Source organism: Candidatus Thiopontia autotrophica, from assembly GCF_982804495.1.
Genome location: NZ_CEYDPX010000001.1, coordinates 12,609 through 32,159 on the forward strand (window position 1 = coordinate 12,609; position 19,551 = coordinate 32,159).

The following is a 19,551-nucleotide window of genomic DNA, read 5'->3' on the forward strand; positions in this document are numbered from 1 at the left end:
AGATGCAAGGTTCAATTAAAGAGTTTATCAAGCCAAAGCTGGCAAATATAAAGAATATTGGTACCAACCATATTCAGGTGGCGATTGGTCCCCTGGAGCGTGGTTTTGGACATACACTGGGGAATGCCCTGCGTCGTATCCTGCTATCTTCCATGCACGGAAGCGCTATCACAGAGGTTGTGATTGACGGTGTTAACCACGAGTACTCTACTATTGAAGGGGTACAAGAGGATGTGATTGATATCCTTCTCAATCTGAAGGGAGTTGCAATCGTAATGCATGCTCATAGTGAGGCAGAGCTTACGTTGAAGAGCAATGGTGCTGGTGCTGTAGTGGCTGGTGATATCACAGGTGATGATGTTGAGATTATCAATCCAGATCACGTTATTGCCAACGTAACAGATAAAAATATTGAGTTGAGTATGACACTGAAGGTATCTTCAGGACGTGGTTATCAGCCCTCTACAGAACGTTCTACTGAGGATGAGAGCTCAACTATCGGCAACCTGAAGCTGGATGCATCATTTAGCCCTGTCGATCGTGTTAGTTACAGTGTTGAGGCTGCGCGTCTTAAGCAGCGTACTGACCTGGATCGCCTGGTTATTGACCTGCGGACCAACGGTACTATTGACCCAGAAGAGGCAATTCGCCGTGCTGCAACAATTTTGCAGACTCAGCTGGAGTCATTTGTAGATCTGCATACAGAAGAGGAAGATGAGGAAGGGGTAGAGCCGGAGCCAGAGGTAGATCCAGTTCTGTTGCGCCCTGTAGATGACTTGGAGTTGACTGTACGTTCAGCCAACTGTCTCAAGGCAGAAGCCATCTTCTATATTGGTGATCTGATTCAGCGCACCGAGACCGAGTTGTTGAGAACACCAAATCTTGGCAAGAAGTCACTTAATGAGATTAAGGATGTGTTGGCGTCACGCGGACTTTCACTTGGTGTTCGTCTCGAGAACTGGCCACCAGCAAGCATTCGAGATGAGAAAGAGTCAGCTTAATTAAAATTCGTCAGATAGCGAATAATATAGATAAATAAACGGATAAGATCATGCGTCATCGTCATAGTGGTAGACAACTAAACAGAAACAGCAGCCATCGTAAGGCTATGTTTCGTAACATGAGCAACTCTCTGATTCAGCATGAGCTGATTCGTACAACATTGCCAAAGGCCAAAGAGCTGCGCCGTGTTGTAGAGCCGCTGATTACATTATCCAAATCCGATAGTGTTGCAAACCGCCGTCTCGCCTTCAACCGCATGCGTGACCGCGAGATGGTCACCAAACTATTCACCGAGCTGGGTCCTCGCTATACAGAGCGTCCTGGAGGCTATATCCGTATTCTCAAGGCCGGTTTCCGTGCTGGTGACAAGGCCCCAATGGCCATGGTAGAGCTGGTTGACCGTCCTGTTGTAGATCTGGATGACGATATTGAGGACGATTCAGAGGATTAAGAATATCCCTGACAAGTTCTGAAAAAAGCCGGATAGATATCCGGCTTTTTCTTTTTCTGGTGAAAATAAAAAAACGCGATATCATCAGACACTATGATTATTCTTGTTACAGATTTTGGTGTTGGGAGCCCCTATCTGGCTCAGATGCGATCTGCACTATTTATGCACAGTGCAGATGGAGAGATAGTTGATCTGGTCTCCGACCTTGCTCCATTCAATATAGAGGCTGCTTCTCACTTCCTGGTTAGCCATGTTCCATATTTTCCAAAGGGAACAATCTTTCTCTCAGTGGTAGATCCCGGGGTTGGGGGCAAGCGCAGGGCAGTGGTACTCCATGCAGATGGAAACTGGTTTATTGGTCCGGAAAATGGGATCTTCGACCAGGTTACTGCAAGGGCAGAGAGTGTTTCATATTTTCAAATCATGTGGGAGCCTGATCATCTCTCTAATACATTCCATGGCAGGGATCTGTTTGCCCCAATTGCTGCCAAAATCTCATCAAATACTCTATCTGATGGTGACATTATGGAGACCATCCTGCCAAGCATCAGAAATGGCAGCCATAATCTCCATAAGGTAATCTATCTTGACCGTTACGGTAATGCAATTACAGGAGTAAGAGCAGGATCATTGAGCGGGAACGATACAGTAGTTATAAATGGGGTGACCGTGAGAAACAGCGCCACCTTTTCGGACAGGGCAATTGGGGAGCCATTCTGGTATGACAACTCGGTTGGTCTGCTAGAGATAGCAGTCAACCAGGGAAGTGCCAGGGATAGGCTGGATATTGAGGTTGGGACAGCTGTCTCGATCATTACAGAGTGAGTTCAATTATGCAGGTGATATTTGTCTATAACGCGGATAGTGGGAAACTTAACACCATCTTCGATACCGCACACAAGATAGTAAGCCCATCAACATATCAGTGTTCACTATGTTCCCTAACCTATGGGGCATTTAGTGAAAAGGGTGAATGGGCAAAATTCAGAGAGTCCTCAAACGCCAACCTTGAGTTTCTTCACAAGGATGAATTTGAGAAGAGGTTCACCGAGCAATATGAATACCCGGTAGTTCTTGATACAACAGACGGGATGAAAGTTCTCTTCTCAAAAGATCAGCTGGACAAGTTTGAGAGTGTCGAGGAGTTGATATCTGCCATCAAGGAGGCTGTGGGGTAGTGCTTAAAGGTGTTCCCGCAGATATCTTCCAGTATGTGACCACGCCTCATTTGCCACCTGTTCAGGCGTACCACAGGCGACAATCTCACCGCCACCATCACCACCTTCAGGGCCGAGGTCAATAATCCAGTCTGCAGTCTTGATAACATCAAGGTTGTGTTCAATCACCACAACTGTATTGCCGTGGTCGCGCAGTCGGTGGAGTACCTGTAGTAACTGTTCGATATCATGAAAGTGAAGCCCTGTTGTAGGCTCATCAAGAATGTATAGAGTTTGCCCAGTGTCTCGTTTGGAGAGCTCACGTGAGAGTTTGATTCTCTGAGCCTCTCCACCTGAGAGGGTTGTGGCGTTTTGCCCAAGACGAATATAACTCAGCCCAACATCAATAAGTGTCTGCAGTTTTTTGGCAATTGTTGGAACAGGATCAAAGAAGGTTCTAGCCTCTTCAACGGTCATCTCCAGCACTTCATGGATGTTTTTGCCTTTATATTTTATTTCCAGAGTCTCCCGGTTGTATCTTTTCCCTTTGCAGACGTCGCATGGGACATAAATATCGGCAAGAAAGTGCATCTCTACCCTGATAACTCCATCTCCCTGGCATGCCTCACAGCGTCCGCCCTTTACATTAAAAGAGAATCTGCCCGGGGTGTAACCACGAGAACGAGACTCCTCTGTGCCAGAGAAGAGGTCACGAATTGGGGTAAAGAGACCTGTGTAGGTTGCTGGGTTTGATCGTGGTGTACGTCCAATTGGGCTCTGATCAATATTGACAACCTTGTCAAAGAGCTCCAGACCATCAATGTGTTCATGGGGTGCAGGATCCTCTTTTGCACGATTCAGGTGCTGTGCGGTTGCGCGGTAGAGAGTATCGTTGATCAGGGTCGATTTGCCGGATCCGGACACTCCAGTAATGCAGACCATGAGACCTGCAGGTATGGAAAGAGTTATATTTTTTAGATTGTTGCCGCTGGCCTTGTGAATGACTAGCTGTCTATCTCTGAATGCAGTTACCCGCTGTTTTGGTAGTCCGATTGAGCGTGATCCAGAGAGGTACTGTCCAGTGAGTGAGTTGGGATTGTTCATGACATCATCTGGGGTTCCCTGGGCCACAATCTGTCCACCATGAGTGCCGGCACCTGGCCCAATATCAACCACAAAGTCAGCCGTCTTGATGGCCTCCTCATCATGTTCAACCACAATAACGGTGTTGCCAAGGTCGCGCAGACGAATCAGAGTGTCGAGGAGCCTTTGGTTGTCTCGCTGATGCAGGCCGATGGATGGCTCATCCAGTACATACATGACTCCAACCAGTCCAGCACCGATCTGGCTGGCAAGGCGTATTCGTTGGGATTCGCCACCAGAGAGGGTATCCGCACTTCTCTCCAGAGAGAGGTAGTTGAGGCCAACATTAACCAGAAACCCAAGGCGTTGTGAAATCTCTTTAACGATCTTGGAGGCAACCTCTCCTCGCCATCCGGTCAGTTTCAGTTGGTTAAAGAAGTTGGCACTATCTTCAACAGAGAATCGACTTATCTCATGCAGGGGGTGTCCGTCAATAAATACGTGCCTTGCCTCCTCCCGTAGGCGGCTCCCGTTACACTCTGGGCAGGGGCGGCTGTTTATATATTTTGAGAGGTCATCACGTACCGAGTTTGAATCAGTCTCATGGTAGCGTCGTTCCATGTTCGGGATAATGCCTTCAAATGGGTGCTCTTTGCGGGTAACACCACCACGGCTGTTAAAGTAGCTGAACTCAACTGTTTCATCACCGGATCCATATAGAACAATCTTTACTACATCTTTCGGGAGTTGGTTAAATGGGGTCTCCAGATCAAACTTATAATGGTCGGAGAGGGATCTTAGGGTCTGGTGATACCATGCATTTCTTCTGTCCCATCCTCTAATTGCACCACCTGACAGAGGGAGTTCAGGATGGGTGACTATTCTCTCGGGATCAAGATATTGCTGAATGCCAAGCCCCTCACAACTTGGACATGCACCTACAGGGTTATTGAATGAGAAGAGACGTGGTTCTAGCTCTTCCAGGCTATAGCCACACTCTGGACAGCTATAGTGAGCAGAGAAAGAGAGCAGAGTGGTTTCCGGCTTGTCCATAAGGGAGACTGATGCAAGACCATCGGAGAGAGCAATGGCAGTTTCCAGTGACTCAGCCAGGCGTTGACGGATATCGGGTCGTACCTTCAGGCGATCTATAACAATCTCTATGGTATGTCTCTTTTTTCCATCAAGAGCGGGCATCTGGTCCAGATCGTGGATTACACCATCAACCACGGCCCTTAAAAAACCGTGGGCACGCTGCTCCTCGATAAGTTGTTGATGTTCACCCTTCCGCCCTCTAACCAGTGGAGCCAGCAGGACTATTTTGCTGCCCTCAGGAAGATTAAGAACCTGATCAACCATCTGGCTGATTGGTTGTGCCTCCAGTACAGTATCGTGTTGTGGGCAGTGGGGAGTGCCGACACGAGCATATAGCAAACGCAGATAGTCATGGATCTCAGTTACTGTTCCAACTGTGGATCGGGGGTTGTGTGAGGTTGATTTCTGTTCAATTGATATCGCTGGTGAGAGCCCCTCTATATGGTCTACGTCTGGTTTCTCCATAACCGAGAGGAACTGTCTGGCGTAGGCAGATAGGGACTCAACATAGCGACGCTGACCTTCGGCATAGATGGTGTCGAAGGCAAGAGATGATTTGCCAGATCCTGATAGCCCGGTCAGAACAATCAGCTTTTCTCGAGGGAGATCGAGATCAATATTCTTTAGGTTGTGGGTTCGAGCCCCGCGAATAATAATCTTGTCCATGGTCTATTGTAGATATGACTTTTTGTCAGCGGAAAACCTGATAATATAGCTCAACTTTTATTTTGGCTCGACCTATTATTGCTATTTGACTGAAATTGGTTGATCTGGAGTGGAAGATAGGTAGAACAACAAAAAGATGTTATCAAGGAAGAGTTACCGGAGGTCTGGATGAAGAAAGGTGAGGGAGAGGGAATGTTGCCAGTTGAGCGCAGAGCAGCTGGATCATTGGCAGGAATTTTCTCGATGCGAATGCTGGGACTATTTATGTTGCTGCCGGTACTTTCGCTATATACGGAGGAGTTTGAGGGGGCTACCCCAATGTTGATGGGGGTAGCGCTTGGAGTTTATGGCCTGACTCAGGCACTACTACAGATTCCGTTTGGGATGCTCTCCGACAGATTTGGCAGAAAACGTATTATCGCCATGGGGTTGATGCTGTTTGCGGTTGGAAGTGTGGTTGCTGCCATGGCAACAACCATCGAGGGAGTTATCATAGGGCGTGCGATTCAGGGGTCTGGTGCTATTGCCGCTGCTACCATGGCACTATTGGCAGACCTGACTCGTGAAGAGTTCAGGACAAGGGCCATGGCTACTTTTGGGATGAGTATTGGTGCCTCATTTACGGCAGCAATTATTCTTGGACCCGTCATCAGTGGCTGGGTAGGTGTATCAGGAATCTTCTGGATTACTGCGCTATTGGCAGTCTTTGGGTTGGTAATGCTGTTTCGTATTGTTCCGACCCCAACTCATAGCCATATGCATCATGACGCAGAGGCGGATCCGGCACAATTTGGGGCAGTGCTTGGTGACTCACAACTTCTTCGCCTTAATTTTGGCATATTTGTACTTCACTTGATTCTGACAGCTATATTTGTGGTCATACCTATCGGTTTGAGAGATGGTGGTATGGCTCCGCAGGATCACTGGATGGTCTATCTGGGCGCGGTTCTAGTGGCAGTGATGATCATGATACCAATGATTATTCAGGCAGAGAAAAAGGGCAGAATGAAAGAGGTCTTCTCTATCGCCATTGGGCTGGTGGCAATATCACAGTTCGGTTTATGGCAGATGTCTGATTCACTGTGGGGAATTATTATCTTTATGGTCATCTTTTTTGGAGGGTTTAATCTCTTGGAGGCAACTCTGCCTTCACTTATCTCAAAGATGGCACCGGCAGACAAAAAGGGTACAGCAATGGGGGTCTATTCAAGCTCCCAGTTTTTTGGTGCCTTTATGGGGGGTATTCTGGGCGGGTGGATTCTTGGTTGGTCCGATGGTGTAGAGATTGCGCCGGTTTTCCTTGCTTCTGGTGGATTGGCCTTGTTATGGCTGGTAGTGGCTAGCAGTATGGAACGTCCCAAGTCAGTAAAGACACAGCTTTTACGGGTAGGGGAGATTGATCAACTACAGGCATCAATACTGGCACAACAGCTATTAGGTATTCCCGGGGTTAGTGAGGCCGTGGTAATTGCCGAAGATGAAGTTGCCTATCTCAAGGTGGATGAGAAAATTTTGGATAGAAAATCACTGGAACCGTTTGCTCCAGCATGAGACCATGAACGGATCGGAAATTGTATTGTGTTAATGGACTAAAGAGGGAAGAGGAAGATGGCAAGAGGAGTCAATAAGGTAATTTTGGTGGGTAATTTGGGGCAGGATCCGGATGTGCGTTATACCGCTGATGGACGAGCTATTGCGAATATATCCATCGCCACAACAGATAGCTGGAAAGACAAGAATACCGGGGAGCAGCAGGATCGTACAGAGTGGCATCGTGTTGTCTTCTTTAATCGATTGGCTGAAATTGTATCTGAGTACCTCAAGAAGGGTGCGCAGGTCTATGTTGAGGGTCGTCTACAGACCCGCAAGTGGCAGGACAAGGATGGTAATGACCGTTATACGACGGAGATCGTAGCTAGTGAGATGCAGATGTTGGGCGGCCGTAGTGGAGGCACTGCTGACTTCGGTGGCAGCTCTGGTGGTGGACAGCAGCAACAGGCTCCAGCGGCGGCTACAGCTCCAACCATGAATGATCTGGATGACGATATACCGTTCTAAAGGAATGGCTCTACCTCAACCCACTCTCCTGCTTCTACACCACTATTCTCTTCAGGCAGCACAATGAAGCAGTCGGCAATGCTCATTGAACGTAGAATATGTGAGCCTTGAGGGCCGGCACCACGCACTACGGTCTCGCCGTTATCCCCTTTTTCCAGGATGCCACGCTGGAACTCCAGTCGACCTGGGCGTTTTTTCAGCTTATTACTACAGCGTAGCGGGATGCGGAATGGGGTAGCACGCTCTTTTCCGGCCAGGTGGTTAAGTGCAGGACGGACAAATTGGAGGAATGTGACCATTGCTGATACCGGATTGCCAGGCAGACCAAAGAACCATGCATTGTTCAGCTTTCCAAAGGCGAGTGGTTTCCCCGGTTTCATTGCGATACGCCAGAAATTAACCTCTCCCAATCTGTCAAGAGTCTCTTTTACGAAGTCGGCCTCACCAACAGAGACACCACCAGAGGTTATGACTACATCGGCCTGAGCGGCAGCATCCTGAAAGGCCTGTTCGATCAATTCACGCTCATCACGAATAATTCCAAGATCAATTAGCTCAACCCCAAGCTCACGGAGCATGCTGAATACGGTATAGCGATTACTGTCGTAGATCTGCCCATCCCCTAATGGTTCACCAGCAGAGCAGAGCTCATCACCGGTGGAAAAGAAGGCTACCCTGATTCTCTTTTTGACCTGGACCTCGCCATAACCAAGTGATGCAATCATCCCCAGTTCTGCAGCCCCCAGTCTCTGTCCCGGATGGAGCACTGTCTCGCCAGTTCTCATATCCTCACCAGCCATACGGACATTCTCTCCCGGAGTGTGGTTGTCCTCGCTGGAGAAGGTTACCTGTTCATCTTCCCTGGTGGCCTTTTCCTGCATGATGACAGTGTCAGCACCATCAGGGATCTTGGCACCAGTCATGATTCTGACAGATTGCCCTCTCTGCATGACTCCATCAAAGGGGGTGCCGGCGAATGATGAACCAATCACCTCAAGCGTAACTGTACCGTTATCTGGCAGGTCGGCCCCCTGAATTGCATAACCATCCATAGCCGAATTGTTATAGGACGGAACATTAATTGGAGAAACTATCTCTTCTCCCAGGGTGCGGCCAAATGCTGTCATTACCTCAACTGTCTCAATATCTTCAGTTGGGTTAATTTCCTGGAAGATCTTTTCCAGTGCCTCGTTGACGGGCAAGAGTCCTTTCTTGGGTGTCATGTTGTCTGTTTCCTGTGAAGTACGTTGGTTTCTATAAAGTCTGCTATCTGTTCACTATTATCCAGATCTAGCCTCGGGATTGAAGGGTTCATCTGTTCGTTATTACTTATGGCGATAGCAATTATTTGGCTGTCATCTGGATACAGTAGTGGCTTGCCGGTGACAGAGCGGTGCAGTTCTATTCGAGGGATTGGTTCATGCTTAAATCCTTCAATCAGAATTAGATCAATATTGTCATGATCAAGTTTTGGCAATAGCTGCTTAAGATCAGGCTCAGTTGCATCTCCGCTATTTTCATTTATTAAGGCCCAGCGTCTGGATGATGCAACCAATACCTGACTGGCACCAGATTTTCTCAATTTATAGCTATCCTTTCCGGGCTGGTCGATATCAAATTCATGGTGAGTATGTTTGATTGCAGCGACATGTACTCCTCTTGCTACCAGGATTGGAATAATCTGCTTCAACAGGGTGGTTTTTCCTGTTCCACTCCATGCGGCAAATCCCAGTAGTGGTGTTGGAGAATTTAATGTTTTTGAGTTCACAGCTAATCCTGCAGTTGTTGCTCTATGGCAGACTGCTCTTCAGGTGTATTGATGTTTGAGAACAGCATGGTGGAGTTGAAATTGCAGATTGCCGGATTCAATGATTCAAGCCATCTGTATACCCTGCGCTCATTATCTGCTAGCCGCTCTTTGATTGAGTCGATAATATGGTGAGAAGCAAGAAAACAGAGTTGCTGCATCCTCTCTCCATCATGGGCTACAGCAATCGGTGAATCTGTCTGTTGCAGAGATTCATACAGCCTCTCGACCAGATCAGCTGGAATCAGAGGGGTATCACATGGAGTGACCAGAATGAGAGGTGTGTCGGTGATCTCAATGGCACTGGCAATTCCGGCAAGTGGACCATCAAATTTGTCGTTGTAATCAGATATTACTGGGTACCCAAATGCCTCATAGTACCGTTGATTGCGGTTTGCACTAATGATCATGGTCCCTACCTGCGGAGTCAGACGTTCTATAACGTGTTGCACCATAGGCTTGCCGTTGATAGTGGTAAGACCCTTATCATCTCCCCCCATACGTGTGGCTCTGCCGCCAGCCAGTATGATTCCGGTAATTCCTTTCATCGCGCGCGAGTATATACTGTGGTAAGGTTAATAACTAAAATAATTAAGATAAGAATTATACATCTACCGAGGAGTTAATGATCATGCGTTGGATCGTACGATTACTTTTTCTTGCCGTTATCCTTTACGGTATTTTGCCATACTATAGTCTCTATCGATTTGATCATGCATTGGTTGCCAATGATGTGTCCCAGCTTGGTAAATACATTGATCTGCAACAGGTGCAGGAGAACTACAAGAGAGTCCTCCGGATCGAGAGTAGAGATCATAATGAGGGGCTAGCCTCAAGAATGCTTCGTGATGGAGCAAACTCCATGAGCGCCTATACCGTAGATCAGGCGGTAACTATAGAGTGGATCAGACATCGACTCTCTGGAGCAAATCGGGGAGAAACCGGTGTCTCAATATACGATACTCTTGATCATGCCTTCTTTGATTCACCAAACCAGTTTTTAGTGAGATTAGGTGATCTGGGTGATGATCCAACTGTATTGATAATGAAGCGACATGGGATGGTTTGGCGTCTTAGCGAACTCTATTAGTAGGGAATCTCTGCAAAATCTTTGGTAGTCATAGCCGGGCTCGAGCGTGCTACAGATTAATGGCTGCCAGAGCCGGTGGAACGCTTAATATATCTGAAAACAGCGTCTCTGAACTCCTGAATAGCCTCATCCGAGTTTAGTTGTTTTGGAGTTGAGACAGGAAGGTCAGGATGTCGTGATCTTATAAATGTAGTAAAAACTCCGTTATCCTGGTTGAGTTCAGATCCTGATGGTGAAAACAGAGGAGTATCTCCAACCCCGCAACTTGGAGAGCGGTTCTGGAGAATGGCTCCGCTCAAGGTGGTGTTGGCCTCATCAAATCTTCTGAAAAATCTATGTAGTTGTGAGGTGATATCCACTGTTTGATCATCTCGGCCTCTGACATAAATAATACCATTGCCATCTTTGACTAACTGTACTGGTGGGCGCGGTATCGACAGTCCAGCCTCAACCTCGGGGCATACTGGAAGTATGGAAAACAGACCGGCTATCTCCTCTATAAGCTTCTGTGATTTTTTGTCCTTGCCATCATATCGTACGGGATCTCCAAGAAGGCAGCGGCTTACGGCAACAACAGGCATAGAGTCATGGTTATGCATGTCGTCTATACCCTGTTCTCTCCCCAGTTAGCCAAAAGGATATCTGTCAGCGCATCAATATGGTCATGACGATTATTCAAGGCTGGAATATATTGATAACTCTCTCCACCAGAACCGATAAACAGATCTCTGTCCTGCATGGCAATCTCCTCAAGAGTCTCTACGCAGTCGGCAGAGAATCCTGGACAGATAATATCGATCTTGTTGATGCCCTCAACGGGAAGAAGCCTCAGGGTCTCTTCAGTATATGGTTTTAGCCACTCCTCTTTGCCAAAGCGTGATTGGAATACAACCTGTAGTTGTCCATCTCTCAACCCAAGTTTTTTGTTCAGGGCAATGGCAGTGGCATTGCATTGATCACGATAGGGGTCTCCGGCATCGTGGTAGCGTTGTGGCAATCCATGAAAAGAGAGCAGTATACGTTCTGCACGCCCACCCTCTTTCCACTTGTCATTGATGGAGTTTGCCAGGGCCTCAATATACCCAGGATTATTGTGATAGTTATTGATGAAGGTTAAATCTGGAATGTTCCGCCACTGTTGCAATGCTTGAGAGACAGCATCAAAGGTTGATCCAGTAGTGGCGGCCGAATATTGGGGAAACAGGGGGAGGATGATGATCTTGCTGACCTCCTGTTGACGCAGGCTCTCCAGTGCTGATGATATTGACGGGTTGCCATACCGCATTCCCAGAGCAACAGGTACTTTGTATCCAAGTTTGTCTGCCAACCTCTTCTCTATAGCCTCTCTCTGGCGTTTAGAGATAACCAGTAGTGGCCCGCCATTTTCTGTCCATACTTTCTGATATGCTTTCGCTACCCGTTTGGGGCGAACTCTGAGGATAATTCCATGTAAAATCAGCCACCACTTCAGACGAGGCATATCCACAACACGGCGATCCCACAGAAATTCTGCAAGATAACGTCTGAGAGATGCTGGTGTTGCATCATCAGGGGTCCCCAAGTTTGTAATAAGTACGCCAGTGGTCATATATTTCTTCTGTGTCAGTTAGTGGAGTATTGTTACAATTTTGTCACCGAACTGCCATGAATAATCGTTGTAAGAGAGAATGAGCATAGAATCGATCAAAAATAGCCAAAACCTGGTAATTGCGCTGGCACAAACCAATCCGCATGTTGGAGCATTGCAGAAAAACATTGACCAGATGGTTGAGTTTGCAAAACATGCAAAGAGAGAGGGGGCAGATATCGTTCTATTTCCGGAGCTCTCTCTGACGGGATATCCGCCAGAGGATCTGTTGTTGCGTCCGGGATTTCTGCAACAGGTTGAGGATGGAATGCAACAGCTGGTAGAGGCGGCGGATGAGATCAGCCTGGTGGTTGGGCACCCGCTGCGGGACAGAAGTGGTCTGCTGTATAACGCTGCTACGTTATTGCGTGGACAAAAGATTGAGATGAGCTACTGTAAGCAGGAGCTGCCCAACTACGGGGTGTTTGATGAGAAACGTTACTTTGCTCGGGGGGATGCCCCTGTTCTGTTTGAACATAAGGGTAAAAGTATTGCTATAACGATATGTGAGGATCTGTGGCACCAAAAGGTTATGCAGCAGATTTCCAATGCGGGAGCTGATCTGGTCCTTAATCTGAATGCATCCCCATACCATGCAGGCAAGAGAGGAGATCGTGAGGAGATTATCCGCAAGAGGATTGGGGAGAGTGGAATTCCGGTGGTTTATGTCAATCAGGTTGGAGGTCAGGATGAGTTGATCTTTGATGGAGGCTCCTTTGTGATGAATGGCGAGGGAGAGAAGATCGTCTGTGGGGAGTTTTTTACAGAGGGTCTCTATATCTATGATAGTGCGGAGGAGTATTTATGTCTTAGTGCACACTCTGTGGATGACCCAGAAGGTGATCAGGAGTTGTCCGAGATATATCAGGCGTTGATACTGGCAGTAAAAGATTATGTGGGAAAGAATGGTTTTCCCGGGGTGGTTCTCGGACTGTCTGGTGGCATTGATTCGGCATTGACTCTCGCTATTGCGGTGGATGCACTTGGCGCTGACAATGTGGAGGGGGTGGCTATGCCATCTCGTTACAGCGCACAAATGAGTGTTGAGGATGCAGAGATAGAGGCAAATGTACTTGGGATTGATTTTCGGATTATTCCCATAAAGCAGACCTTTGATGCATTTATGGATACCTTGAGTGATGAGTTTGATGGATATGGGGTGGATGCCACAGAGGAAAATATTCAGGCCAGATGTCGGGGCGTGATTCTGATGGCTATTGCCAACAAGAAAAATCGAATGTTACTGACAACCGGAAACAAGAGTGAGATGTCGGTCGGTTATGCCACTCTGTATGGGGATATGGCAGGAGGATTTGCTCCCCTCAAAGACATATCCAAGTTGTTGGTCTATCGGTTGGCAGAGTGGAGAAATCGACAGGCCAAAGAGCGTGGACAAGATGAGGTTATTCCACAGCGTGTGATTGACAGGCCGCCATCAGCTGAGCTGGCACCAGACCAGAAAGATTCAGACTCGCTACCACCATATGAGATCCTTGATCAGATTCTTGAGCGTTATATAGAGCAGGAGCAGTGTGCAGAAGAGATCATTGATGCCGGTTTCGGTTCTGAAGTAGTCAACCGCATAATTGGGATGGTCAATGGTAATGAGTACAAGAGACGACAGGCGCCTCCAGGGGCAAAGATTACAACCAGGGCATTTGGACGAGATCGTCGTTACCCCATAACATCAGGGTTTCGCTCTCGTTAGCTGTGCTTGACTCTGTAAATCGGTTACTCCGGATAATTTGCAGCATAAACCCGTTCAGTATCTGCCGCCAGATCCTCCATTCCCATCTTGTGGTAGATATCAACCAACAGGAGTAGAGCATCTCTTACCACAGGAGTTTTCTGGAAGTTCTCAATAACGTAATTTGCACGTTTTGAGGCTGCAACATAGGCCTCTCGATCCATATAAAATTTGGCAACATGTAGCTCATGCTCTGCCAGTTTGTTGCGGGTAAAGAGCATTCTCTTTCTCGCGTCTTCACTGTACTTGCTCTGAGGAAAGCGTGTCACCAGTTTAGAGAAGTAGTGAAATGCCTCGCGCATCGCCTTGGGGTCTCGTGTTGCTGGGTCAGTTAGGGCAATATCTGACAACATTGTTCTCCCTTCATCGTAATTTACCAGGCCACGCATATAGTAGACATAGTCAACACTGGGGTGACGGGGATGCTGTTTTATAAAACGGTCAGCAGCAGCTATAGCCGATGCAGACTCATCCCACTTGTAATATGCGTAGATGGTCTCGATTTGAGCCTGCATAGCATGTTTGTCGTAGGGGAAACGGGCCTGCAGCTTCTCAAAATACTCGATTGCCTTCTCGTAGCCTCCACTTGTCATCGCTTCGTGCGCCTCAAAGTAGAATCTGTTGGCAGACCAGTCCTCTGTAACATCAATTTGCTCAGGAAGAAGAGAGCAGCCAGACAAACCTGAAGCAAGGATGGAAACCAGTAGAAGGATGGAGGAGAATGGAGCCTGTTTACGAATCATGGTTATAGTAAAAAAATAGTAGGAAAGGACGAAGGGTAGCGAAAAGAATATGGATCCGCAACAAAACTCAAATGGGTCTGATCAGTATCATACCACCATCCCGGAGGAGCTTTCTGGTAAACGGTTTGATGTTGCTCTGGCGACGCTCTTTCCGGAATTCTCCAGAAGTAGATTGCAGTCCTGGATACGTTCTGGTGATGCTTTGATTGATGGTGAGAAGAGACGTCCAAGAGACTCGGTGGCTACCGGGGAAGAGGTTAGGCTACAGGCTGAGAGAGAGGAGGAGGTACAGTGGGTAGCTGAACCAATCCCACTGAATATTCTGCATGAAGACGATTCAATCATCTTTGTTGATAAACCTGCAGGGATGGTGGTTCATCCGGCAGTAGGAAATTGGGGGGGAACTCTGGTTAACGCTCTTTTACACCATGATAAAACCCTTGCGGAGGTTCCACGAGCAGGCATTGTCCATCGTCTGGATAAAGATACCAGTGGAGTTCTGGTGGTTGCCAAAACATTGGAGGCACATACCGATTTGGTGAGACAGCTACAGGAGAGGTCCATGAGTCGAGAATATCAGGCTATCTGCAAGGGAGTGATGACCGCTGGCGGAACAGTTGATGCTCCAATTGGCAGGCATCGTGTGGATCGCAAGAAGATGGCTGTGGTCGAGAATGGTAAACCTGCAGTAACCCACTACAGGGTAATGGAGAAATTTCGTTCACATACCCATGTCAGACTTTCCCTGGAGACAGGGAGAACTCATCAGATTCGTGTTCATATGGAGCACATCCGTTTTGCCCTGTTGGGAGATCCTGTCTATGGTCACCGTCTTCAGATCCCTGCAGGTAGCTCTGAAGAGATGAGTGAGACCCTTCGTGTATTCAAGAGACAGGCTCTGCATGCGGCTCGTTTGGGTTTGAGGCATCCACTGTCAGGAGAGTTGATTGAGTTTGAGGCTCCCCTGCCTGAGGATATGGTGAATATAATTGATATTCTTCGTGAGGATAGAGAGATCAACTCCCAGTGACGATTGTTGATGTAGAGCCAGATTGGCCAGCTCCAGATGGAGTTAGAGCAGTGACAACCACACGCAAGAGCGGCAATCTGGCAACTCATGTAGGGGATAATCCGGTTGCGGTAAAGAAGAACAGAGAAAATCTACAAAATCGACTTGGATTGCCGCATGATCCTTGGTGGTTGAATCAGGTTCACAAAACAGCAGTTGTAGAATTGCCTGCAGAGAGCCAGATAGCAGAGGCGGATGGTTCCTGGACCTCCATGAGAGGAGTTGTATGTGCTGTTCTTACAGCCGATTGCATGCCAATTATTGTCACCAACAGACTGGGGGATAGAATCGCAGCTATTCATGCAGGATGGAGAGGGTTGGCTGCCGGGATTATTGAGCAGGGTGTTTCAAAGTTCCAGAATGATGGTGATGAGCTAATGGTGTGGCTTGGACCGTCAATCGGACAGCACTCCTATGAGATTGGTGATGAGGTTAGGGAGATATTTTGTCGGCATAGTGAGGAGGCTGAGGAGATGTTTGTGCCATCAGATGGTGGAAGATGGCTGGCATCAATGACCGGTCTTGCTCGTCAGCAGCTTCAACAGCTTGGCATATATTCGGTTTATGGTGGCGAGTGGGATACATTCACAGATAGTGAGCGGTTCTTCTCCTATCGAAGAGATGAAAATACAGGACGGTTGGCAACACTGATATGGCTGGAGTAGGGGAAGAGAGTATGAAAAATTGGTACATGATGGCGTTGGTAGGAAAGGATCAGCCAGGAATTGTGGCTCAGATTACAGAGGCACTGTTCAAGGCTGGGGGGTCTCTTGGTGAGACCTCAATGATGCGGCTTGGCAGTAACTTCACCATCATGATGATGGTAGAGATGGATGGCGATGAGAAACAGCTGTGTCAAACTGTGCATCCGGTAACCGAGGAGCTGGGGCTTCATCTGCATGTTGACAAGATAGAGCCAGGATTGCATCAGCACTCAATTCCAGATCTTCGGGTGGTGGTTTATGGTGCTGATCGTCCAGGTATTGTGGCCCAAGTGACAGGGGTATTGGCAGAGTCCGGTTTTGATATTACAGATCTGGATTCACAGGTTGGGGGTGCTGCAGAAAAGCCAATCTATATTCTTATGATTGAAGGGATAGCAGGTGCTGGCGTGGATGCTGTCCATCGGGCCCTGGAGCCTCTGTCTGAATCAATTGATTTTCGTGTGGAAGAGATTGAGACCTTGATTGGTTGATATGGAGATTTTGACCTATCCCGATAGCCGTCTGAAGCAGGAGTGTGAGGCGGTTGACTCTTTTGATGAGGAGTTGGCCCGGTTTATAACAGAGCTTGATACCTTCATGCGTAGCCAGCCTGGAGGTATTGGTATTGCCGCTCCTCAAGTGGGGAGGTTACAGAGAATATGTATTGTGGATCTGACTGGAATGACCAGAGGAAAAAAGAAGAGACCTGTTCCCAACCAGGGGAGGATGGTGCTTGTAAATCCAGAGATTACCGAGTGGGATGGTTTTGAGCTTGGGCGTGAGGGCTGTATGTCTGTACCTGACTATACGGGCAATGTGATTCGTGCCACTCAGATAAAATTTGCCGCACAGGATGAATCTGGCGAACTTCATGAATATGAGAGTGAAGGCTATGAGGCCAGGGCAATCCAGCATGAAGTGGATCATCTGGATGGGATGCTGTTTCTGGACAGGCTGGTCAGCCGTAGAACTGATCTGTTTCAGAGAAAAAAACGTTAGGATAATCCGGAGTCTATCGATAATCTCATGGATAGATCAATAGCGTGGACATGTTTTGTGAGTGCTCCTATAGATATATAGTCAACGCCGGTGTCGGCAATATCCTTTAACTGCTCCAGAGAGACATTTCCTGAAACCTCCAGTAGTGCACGACCACTGTTTAGTGATACGGCCTCTCTCATCTGTTGCAGAGAAAAATTATCCAGCATGATGACATCACTCTCAGCAGCAACAGCCTCATTCAGTTCATTAATTGATTCAACCTCGACCTCAATCTTCTCGTTGCTGGAGATTTCTCGCGCACGCTCTACAGCACTCTTGATTGAGCCACAGGCGGCAATATGGTTCTCTTTTATCAGAAAGGCATCATAGAGACCCATTCTGTGATTGGTACCTCCGCCACAATGCACAGCATATTTCTGCGCTTCTCTCATCCCGGGAATGGTCTTTCTGGTATCAAGGATCTCTGCATGGCTCTCTGCTATCTGTTCGGTGTATTGTCTGGTGATGGTTGCCGTGGCAGAGAGTGTCTGCAGAAAATTCATTGCAGTACGCTCTGCAGTTAATAGTGCTCGGGCAGAGCCTTGTATGGTTACTAGAATCTGATTGGCAGAGACAGCTGCTCCATCCTCCATATTCCACGTTAGCAATATGGATGGGTCAAGCTGATGAAAGCTTTCATCAACCCACTCTCTACCACATAGCACCATATCATCTCTGGTAAGAATGGTTGCAGTTGCCATGGTCTTTTCAGGTATTAATTGAGCTGTAACGTCTCCTGATTGAATATCCTCCTCAAGGGCATTGGAGACTGCACGGTAAATGGATTGGTCAGGATGGTTCATGATAATTGCTCTCTTGAGCGGTTGTGATTTTTTGGTCAATAAGTTCTGTAGCGTGGAGCTCCATTGAAACCATACCATTTTCCAGGGCAGTGGCACGAATCTCGTCTGCAGTAATGCCATCTCTGATCTGTTCTCGAATCAGGGAGTTCACTTTGATCAGTTCATAAATAGGGGTTCTTCCATAAAATCCACTTCTGTTGCAGTGGTGACAATGCGCTCTGTCTGGAGATTCTCCATGGCATTGGTCACATAGTTTTCTGACTAATCTTTGAGAGAGGACACCAATCAGGGTGTCCTTGAGCATATAAGGCTCCATACCCATCTCCAGCAGCCTTGTTATGGCACTGGGGGCATCTCTGGTGTGAAGTGTGCTCAGCACAAGATGTCCTGTATATGCACTCTGCAGGGCAATTTTAGCGGTCTCTTGATCTCGAATCTCACCAATGAGGATTACATCGGGGTCATGGCGCAGGATATGCCGCAGATTTTTTGCAAAAGTATTGTTGGCAACCTCATTGACCTCAATCTGTCTCACCCGATCCATGCGGTATTCTACTGGGTCCTCAATACTTATGATATTGAGAGCACGTTCCCGCAGGGTATCCATGGCAGCATACATGGTGGTGGATTTTCCGGACCCTGTTGGTCCAGTGATCAGGATCAAACCATTCTTCTGTTGCAGCATTCTGCGAAAGAGCTGTTCATCACCAAACCTGAAGCCAATATCGGATATTTTTCGTAGCCCTGTTTTGGGGTCCAAAATGCGAATGACTACACTCTCGCCCTCCAGGGTGGGAACAGTGGATATACGCAGATCTACCCCCCTGTTATTAACCGAGAGATGATACGCCCCGTCCTGTGGCAGGCGATGTTCGGCAATATCCATATTGCCAAGAATTTTTATGCGGCTAACGATGGCAGAATAGTGGTTACGATTGATACGGTGTGCAAGTTGCATGGAGCCATCTACCCGGTAACGGACTTCAACTACTGTTTGCAGTGGTTTGAGGTGTATATCAGAGGCGCGTTTTTCAATGGCCTCCACAATCATCTCTCTAACCAGAGCAATGATCTTTTTACCCTGTATGTTTTTTTCCGTTTGATGTTCTTTTGATGAGTCCACAGAAAGCTGGTGCAGGCTTCCAGTTGGCAAAAATAGATGAACCCCGTTATGTGACTCTCCTACATCATATAGATGGTCTCCAGACGAATCAGATTTGTAATGCTCGGCAGAAGAGCTCAGGGTTGAGCCATCACTAAATCGCAGATGAAATGAGACTGTCATCTCCCCCGGGCATGGTTGATGATGATAAAGGTGACTTATTGAGTGGAAATCGAGCTGGCTGATTTGGTTTGAATGGTCATCATGATAATGCACAGATTTGGATTCAGCATCTATACCATGTAG

21 protein-coding genes are annotated in these 19,551 nt (G+C 47.6%); 12 read left to right on the plus strand and 9 right to left on the minus strand.

Annotated features, from left to right (window positions below):
• Nucleotides 1–2 precede the first annotated feature (2 nt).
• The 4 genes from AC3ZFK_RS00140 to AC3ZFK_RS00155 all read left to right on the plus strand — a co-directional run bounded on the left by AC3ZFK_RS00140 (nt 3) and on the right by AC3ZFK_RS00155 (nt 2,631).
• The gene (locus AC3ZFK_RS00140; RefSeq protein WP_487506226.1) at nt 3–1,001 is read left to right on the plus strand and encodes a DNA-directed RNA polymerase subunit alpha; all 999 of its coding nucleotides are present in this window, start codon (nt 3–5) and stop codon (nt 999–1,001) included.
• 50 nt (nt 1,002–1,051) lie between these two features.
• Nucleotides 1,052–1,453, plus strand: coding sequence for a 50S ribosomal protein L17 (gene rplQ / locus AC3ZFK_RS00145; protein WP_487506227.1), 402 nt, complete (start codon nt 1,052–1,054; stop codon nt 1,451–1,453).
• A gap of 93 nt (nt 1,454–1,546) precedes the next feature.
• Nucleotides 1,547–2,278: an SAM hydrolase/SAM-dependent halogenase family protein gene (locus AC3ZFK_RS00150; protein ID WP_487506228.1), complete on the plus strand. Its 732-nt coding sequence runs from the start codon at nt 1,547–1,549 to the stop codon at nt 2,276–2,278.
• Between the two features lie 8 nt (nt 2,279–2,286).
• Nucleotides 2,287–2,631 carry a GTPase gene (locus AC3ZFK_RS00155; protein WP_487506229.1) on the plus strand — a complete coding sequence of 115 codons (345 nt, stop codon included), beginning with the start codon at nt 2,287–2,289 and terminating at the stop codon, nt 2,629–2,631.
• A 3-nt stretch (nt 2,632–2,634) separates the two neighbouring features.
• Here AC3ZFK_RS00155 and uvrA read toward each other — a convergent pair whose 3' ends face one another.
• Entirely contained in the window at nt 2,635–5,454 is a 2,820-nt protein-coding gene (uvrA, locus tag AC3ZFK_RS00160; RefSeq protein WP_487506230.1) for an excinuclease ABC subunit UvrA, read from the minus strand.
• Nucleotides 5,455–5,622: 168 nt separating this feature from the next.
• Here uvrA and AC3ZFK_RS00165 point away from each other — a divergent pair, with 168 nt between their 5' ends.
• Both AC3ZFK_RS00165 and ssb read left to right on the plus strand, forming a co-directional pair.
• Entirely contained in the window at nt 5,623–7,005 is a 1,383-nt protein-coding gene (locus AC3ZFK_RS00165) for an MFS transporter (protein WP_487506231.1), read from the plus strand.
• A gap of 57 nt (nt 7,006–7,062) precedes the next feature.
• Entirely contained in the window at nt 7,063–7,512 is a 450-nt protein-coding gene (gene ssb, locus AC3ZFK_RS00170; RefSeq protein ID WP_487506232.1) for a single-stranded DNA-binding protein, read from the plus strand.
• On the opposite strand, the gene moeA is transcribed toward ssb, so the two are convergent.
• The 3 genes from moeA to mobA are packed head-to-tail and all read right to left on the minus strand — an operon-like array spanning nt 7,509 to nt 9,867.
• Nucleotides 7,509–8,735 carry a molybdopterin molybdotransferase MoeA gene (gene moeA, locus AC3ZFK_RS00175; RefSeq protein WP_487506233.1) on the minus strand — a complete coding sequence of 409 codons (1,227 nt, stop codon included), beginning with the start codon at nt 8,733–8,735 and terminating at the stop codon, nt 7,509–7,511. The genes ssb and moeA overlap by 4 nt on opposite strands.
• Complete coding sequence (gene mobB, locus AC3ZFK_RS00180; RefSeq protein WP_487506234.1) at nt 8,732–9,280, minus strand: molybdopterin-guanine dinucleotide biosynthesis protein B; 549 nt, start codon at nt 9,278–9,280, stop codon at nt 8,732–8,734. The genes moeA and mobB overlap by 4 nt, the downstream gene beginning before the upstream one ends.
• Before the next feature lie 2 nt (nt 9,281–9,282).
• A complete protein-coding gene (mobA, locus tag AC3ZFK_RS00185; protein WP_487506235.1) occupies nt 9,283–9,867 on the minus strand; it encodes a molybdenum cofactor guanylyltransferase MobA in 585 nt (194 codons plus the stop codon).
• Between the two features lie 83 nt (nt 9,868–9,950).
• Between mobA and AC3ZFK_RS00190 the strand changes: the two genes are divergently transcribed.
• Nucleotides 9,951–10,409: a DUF2939 domain-containing protein gene (locus AC3ZFK_RS00190; RefSeq protein WP_487506236.1), complete on the plus strand. Its 459-nt coding sequence runs from the start codon at nt 9,951–9,953 to the stop codon at nt 10,407–10,409.
• Nucleotides 10,410–10,465: 56 nt separating this feature from the next.
• Here AC3ZFK_RS00190 and AC3ZFK_RS00195 read toward each other — a convergent pair whose 3' ends face one another.
• Together AC3ZFK_RS00195 and hemH are read right to left on the minus strand one after the other, a co-directional pair.
• Nucleotides 10,466–11,008 (minus strand): 2-thiouracil desulfurase family protein, encoded by a 543-nt coding sequence (locus AC3ZFK_RS00195; protein ID WP_487506237.1) that lies wholly within the window; start codon nt 11,006–11,008, stop codon nt 10,466–10,468.
• 5 nt (nt 11,009–11,013) lie between these two features.
• Nucleotides 11,014–11,997, minus strand: coding sequence for a ferrochelatase (hemH, locus tag AC3ZFK_RS00200; RefSeq protein ID WP_487506238.1), 984 nt, complete (start codon nt 11,995–11,997; stop codon nt 11,014–11,016).
• A gap of 79 nt (nt 11,998–12,076) precedes the next feature.
• On the opposite strand from hemH, the gene AC3ZFK_RS00205 reads away from it, so the two are divergent.
• Complete coding sequence (locus AC3ZFK_RS00205) at nt 12,077–13,744, plus strand: NAD+ synthase (RefSeq protein WP_487506239.1); 1,668 nt, start codon at nt 12,077–12,079, stop codon at nt 13,742–13,744.
• A 23-nt stretch (nt 13,745–13,767) separates the two neighbouring features.
• On the opposite strand, the gene AC3ZFK_RS00210 is transcribed toward AC3ZFK_RS00205, so the two are convergent.
• Complete coding sequence (locus tag AC3ZFK_RS00210) at nt 13,768–14,526, minus strand: outer membrane protein assembly factor BamD (protein ID WP_487506240.1); 759 nt, start codon at nt 14,524–14,526, stop codon at nt 13,768–13,770.
• Nucleotides 14,527–14,575: 49 nt separating this feature from the next.
• Between AC3ZFK_RS00210 and rluD the strand changes: the two genes are divergently transcribed.
• From rluD to def, 4 genes are read left to right on the plus strand one after another with little or no spacing between them, the layout of a single operon-like run.
• Nucleotides 14,576–15,556 (plus strand): 23S rRNA pseudouridine(1911/1915/1917) synthase RluD, encoded by a 981-nt coding sequence (gene rluD / locus AC3ZFK_RS00215; protein WP_487506241.1) that lies wholly within the window; start codon nt 14,576–14,578, stop codon nt 15,554–15,556.
• On the plus strand, nt 15,553–16,260 hold the full coding sequence (gene pgeF / locus AC3ZFK_RS00220) for a peptidoglycan editing factor PgeF (protein ID WP_487506242.1): 708 nt from the start codon (nt 15,553–15,555) through the stop codon (nt 16,258–16,260). The genes rluD and pgeF overlap by 4 nt, the downstream gene beginning before the upstream one ends.
• 11 nt (nt 16,261–16,271) lie before the next feature.
• Complete coding sequence (locus AC3ZFK_RS00225; RefSeq protein ID WP_487506243.1) at nt 16,272–16,790, plus strand: glycine cleavage system transcriptional repressor; 519 nt, start codon at nt 16,272–16,274, stop codon at nt 16,788–16,790.
• Complete coding sequence (gene def, locus AC3ZFK_RS00230; protein WP_487506244.1) at nt 16,783–17,298, plus strand: peptide deformylase; 516 nt, start codon at nt 16,783–16,785, stop codon at nt 17,296–17,298. The genes AC3ZFK_RS00225 and def overlap by 8 nt, the downstream gene beginning before the upstream one ends.
• On the opposite strand, the gene nadC is transcribed toward def, so the two are convergent.
• Nucleotides 17,295–18,143, minus strand: a complete 849-nt coding sequence (nadC, locus tag AC3ZFK_RS00235; RefSeq protein WP_487506245.1) for a carboxylating nicotinate-nucleotide diphosphorylase — start codon at nt 18,141–18,143, stop codon at nt 17,295–17,297. The genes def and nadC overlap by 4 nt on opposite strands.
• Complete coding sequence (locus AC3ZFK_RS00240) at nt 18,130–19,428, minus strand: GspE/PulE family protein (RefSeq protein ID WP_487506246.1); 1,299 nt, start codon at nt 19,426–19,428, stop codon at nt 18,130–18,132. The genes nadC and AC3ZFK_RS00240 overlap by 14 nt, the downstream gene beginning before the upstream one ends.
• Nucleotides 19,429–19,551: the final 123 nt, after the last annotated feature.

Bases quoted from the DNA above. Each gene is read 5' to 3' on its own strand.
- AC3ZFK_RS00210 (WP_487506240.1), bottom strand. From the start codon at position 14,526: ATGATTCGTAAACAGGCTCCATTCTCCTCCATCCTTCTACTGGTTTCC.
- moeA (WP_487506233.1), bottom strand. From the start codon at position 8,735: ATGACACCCAAGAAAGGACTCTTGCCCGTCAACGAGGCACTGGAAAAG.
- AC3ZFK_RS00155 (WP_487506229.1), top strand. From the start codon at position 2,287: ATGCAGGTGATATTTGTCTATAACGCGGATAGTGGGAAACTTAACACC.
- hemH (WP_487506238.1), bottom strand. From the start codon at position 11,997: ATGACCACTGGCGTACTTATTACAAACTTGGGGACCCCTGATGATGCA.
- AC3ZFK_RS00165 (WP_487506231.1), top strand. From the start codon at position 5,623: ATGAAGAAAGGTGAGGGAGAGGGAATGTTGCCAGTTGAGCGCAGAGCA.
- AC3ZFK_RS00150 (WP_487506228.1), top strand. From the start codon at position 1,547: ATGATTATTCTTGTTACAGATTTTGGTGTTGGGAGCCCCTATCTGGCT.
- AC3ZFK_RS00225 (WP_487506243.1), top strand. From the start codon at position 16,272: ATGAAAAATTGGTACATGATGGCGTTGGTAGGAAAGGATCAGCCAGGA.
- AC3ZFK_RS00190 (WP_487506236.1), top strand. From the start codon at position 9,951: ATGCGTTGGATCGTACGATTACTTTTTCTTGCCGTTATCCTTTACGGT.
- mobA (WP_487506235.1), bottom strand. From the start codon at position 9,867: ATGAAAGGAATTACCGGAATCATACTGGCTGGCGGCAGAGCCACACGT.
- AC3ZFK_RS00205 (WP_487506239.1), top strand. From the start codon at position 12,077: ATGAGCATAGAATCGATCAAAAATAGCCAAAACCTGGTAATTGCGCTG.
- rluD (WP_487506241.1), top strand. From the start codon at position 14,576: ATGGATCCGCAACAAAACTCAAATGGGTCTGATCAGTATCATACCACC.
- AC3ZFK_RS00195 (WP_487506237.1), bottom strand. From the start codon at position 11,008: ATGCATAACCATGACTCTATGCCTGTTGTTGCCGTAAGCCGCTGCCTT.
- nadC (WP_487506245.1), bottom strand. From the start codon at position 18,143: ATGAACCATCCTGACCAATCCATTTACCGTGCAGTCTCCAATGCCCTT.
- ssb (WP_487506232.1), top strand. From the start codon at position 7,063: ATGGCAAGAGGAGTCAATAAGGTAATTTTGGTGGGTAATTTGGGGCAG.
- uvrA (WP_487506230.1), bottom strand. From the start codon at position 5,454: ATGGACAAGATTATTATTCGCGGGGCTCGAACCCACAACCTAAAGAAT.
- AC3ZFK_RS00240 (WP_487506246.1), bottom strand. From the start codon at position 19,428: ATGACAGTCTCATTTCATCTGCGATTTAGTGATGGCTCAACCCTGAGC.
- rplQ (WP_487506227.1), top strand. From the start codon at position 1,052: ATGCGTCATCGTCATAGTGGTAGACAACTAAACAGAAACAGCAGCCAT.
- AC3ZFK_RS00140 (WP_487506226.1), top strand. From the start codon at position 3: ATGCAAGGTTCAATTAAAGAGTTTATCAAGCCAAAGCTGGCAAATATA.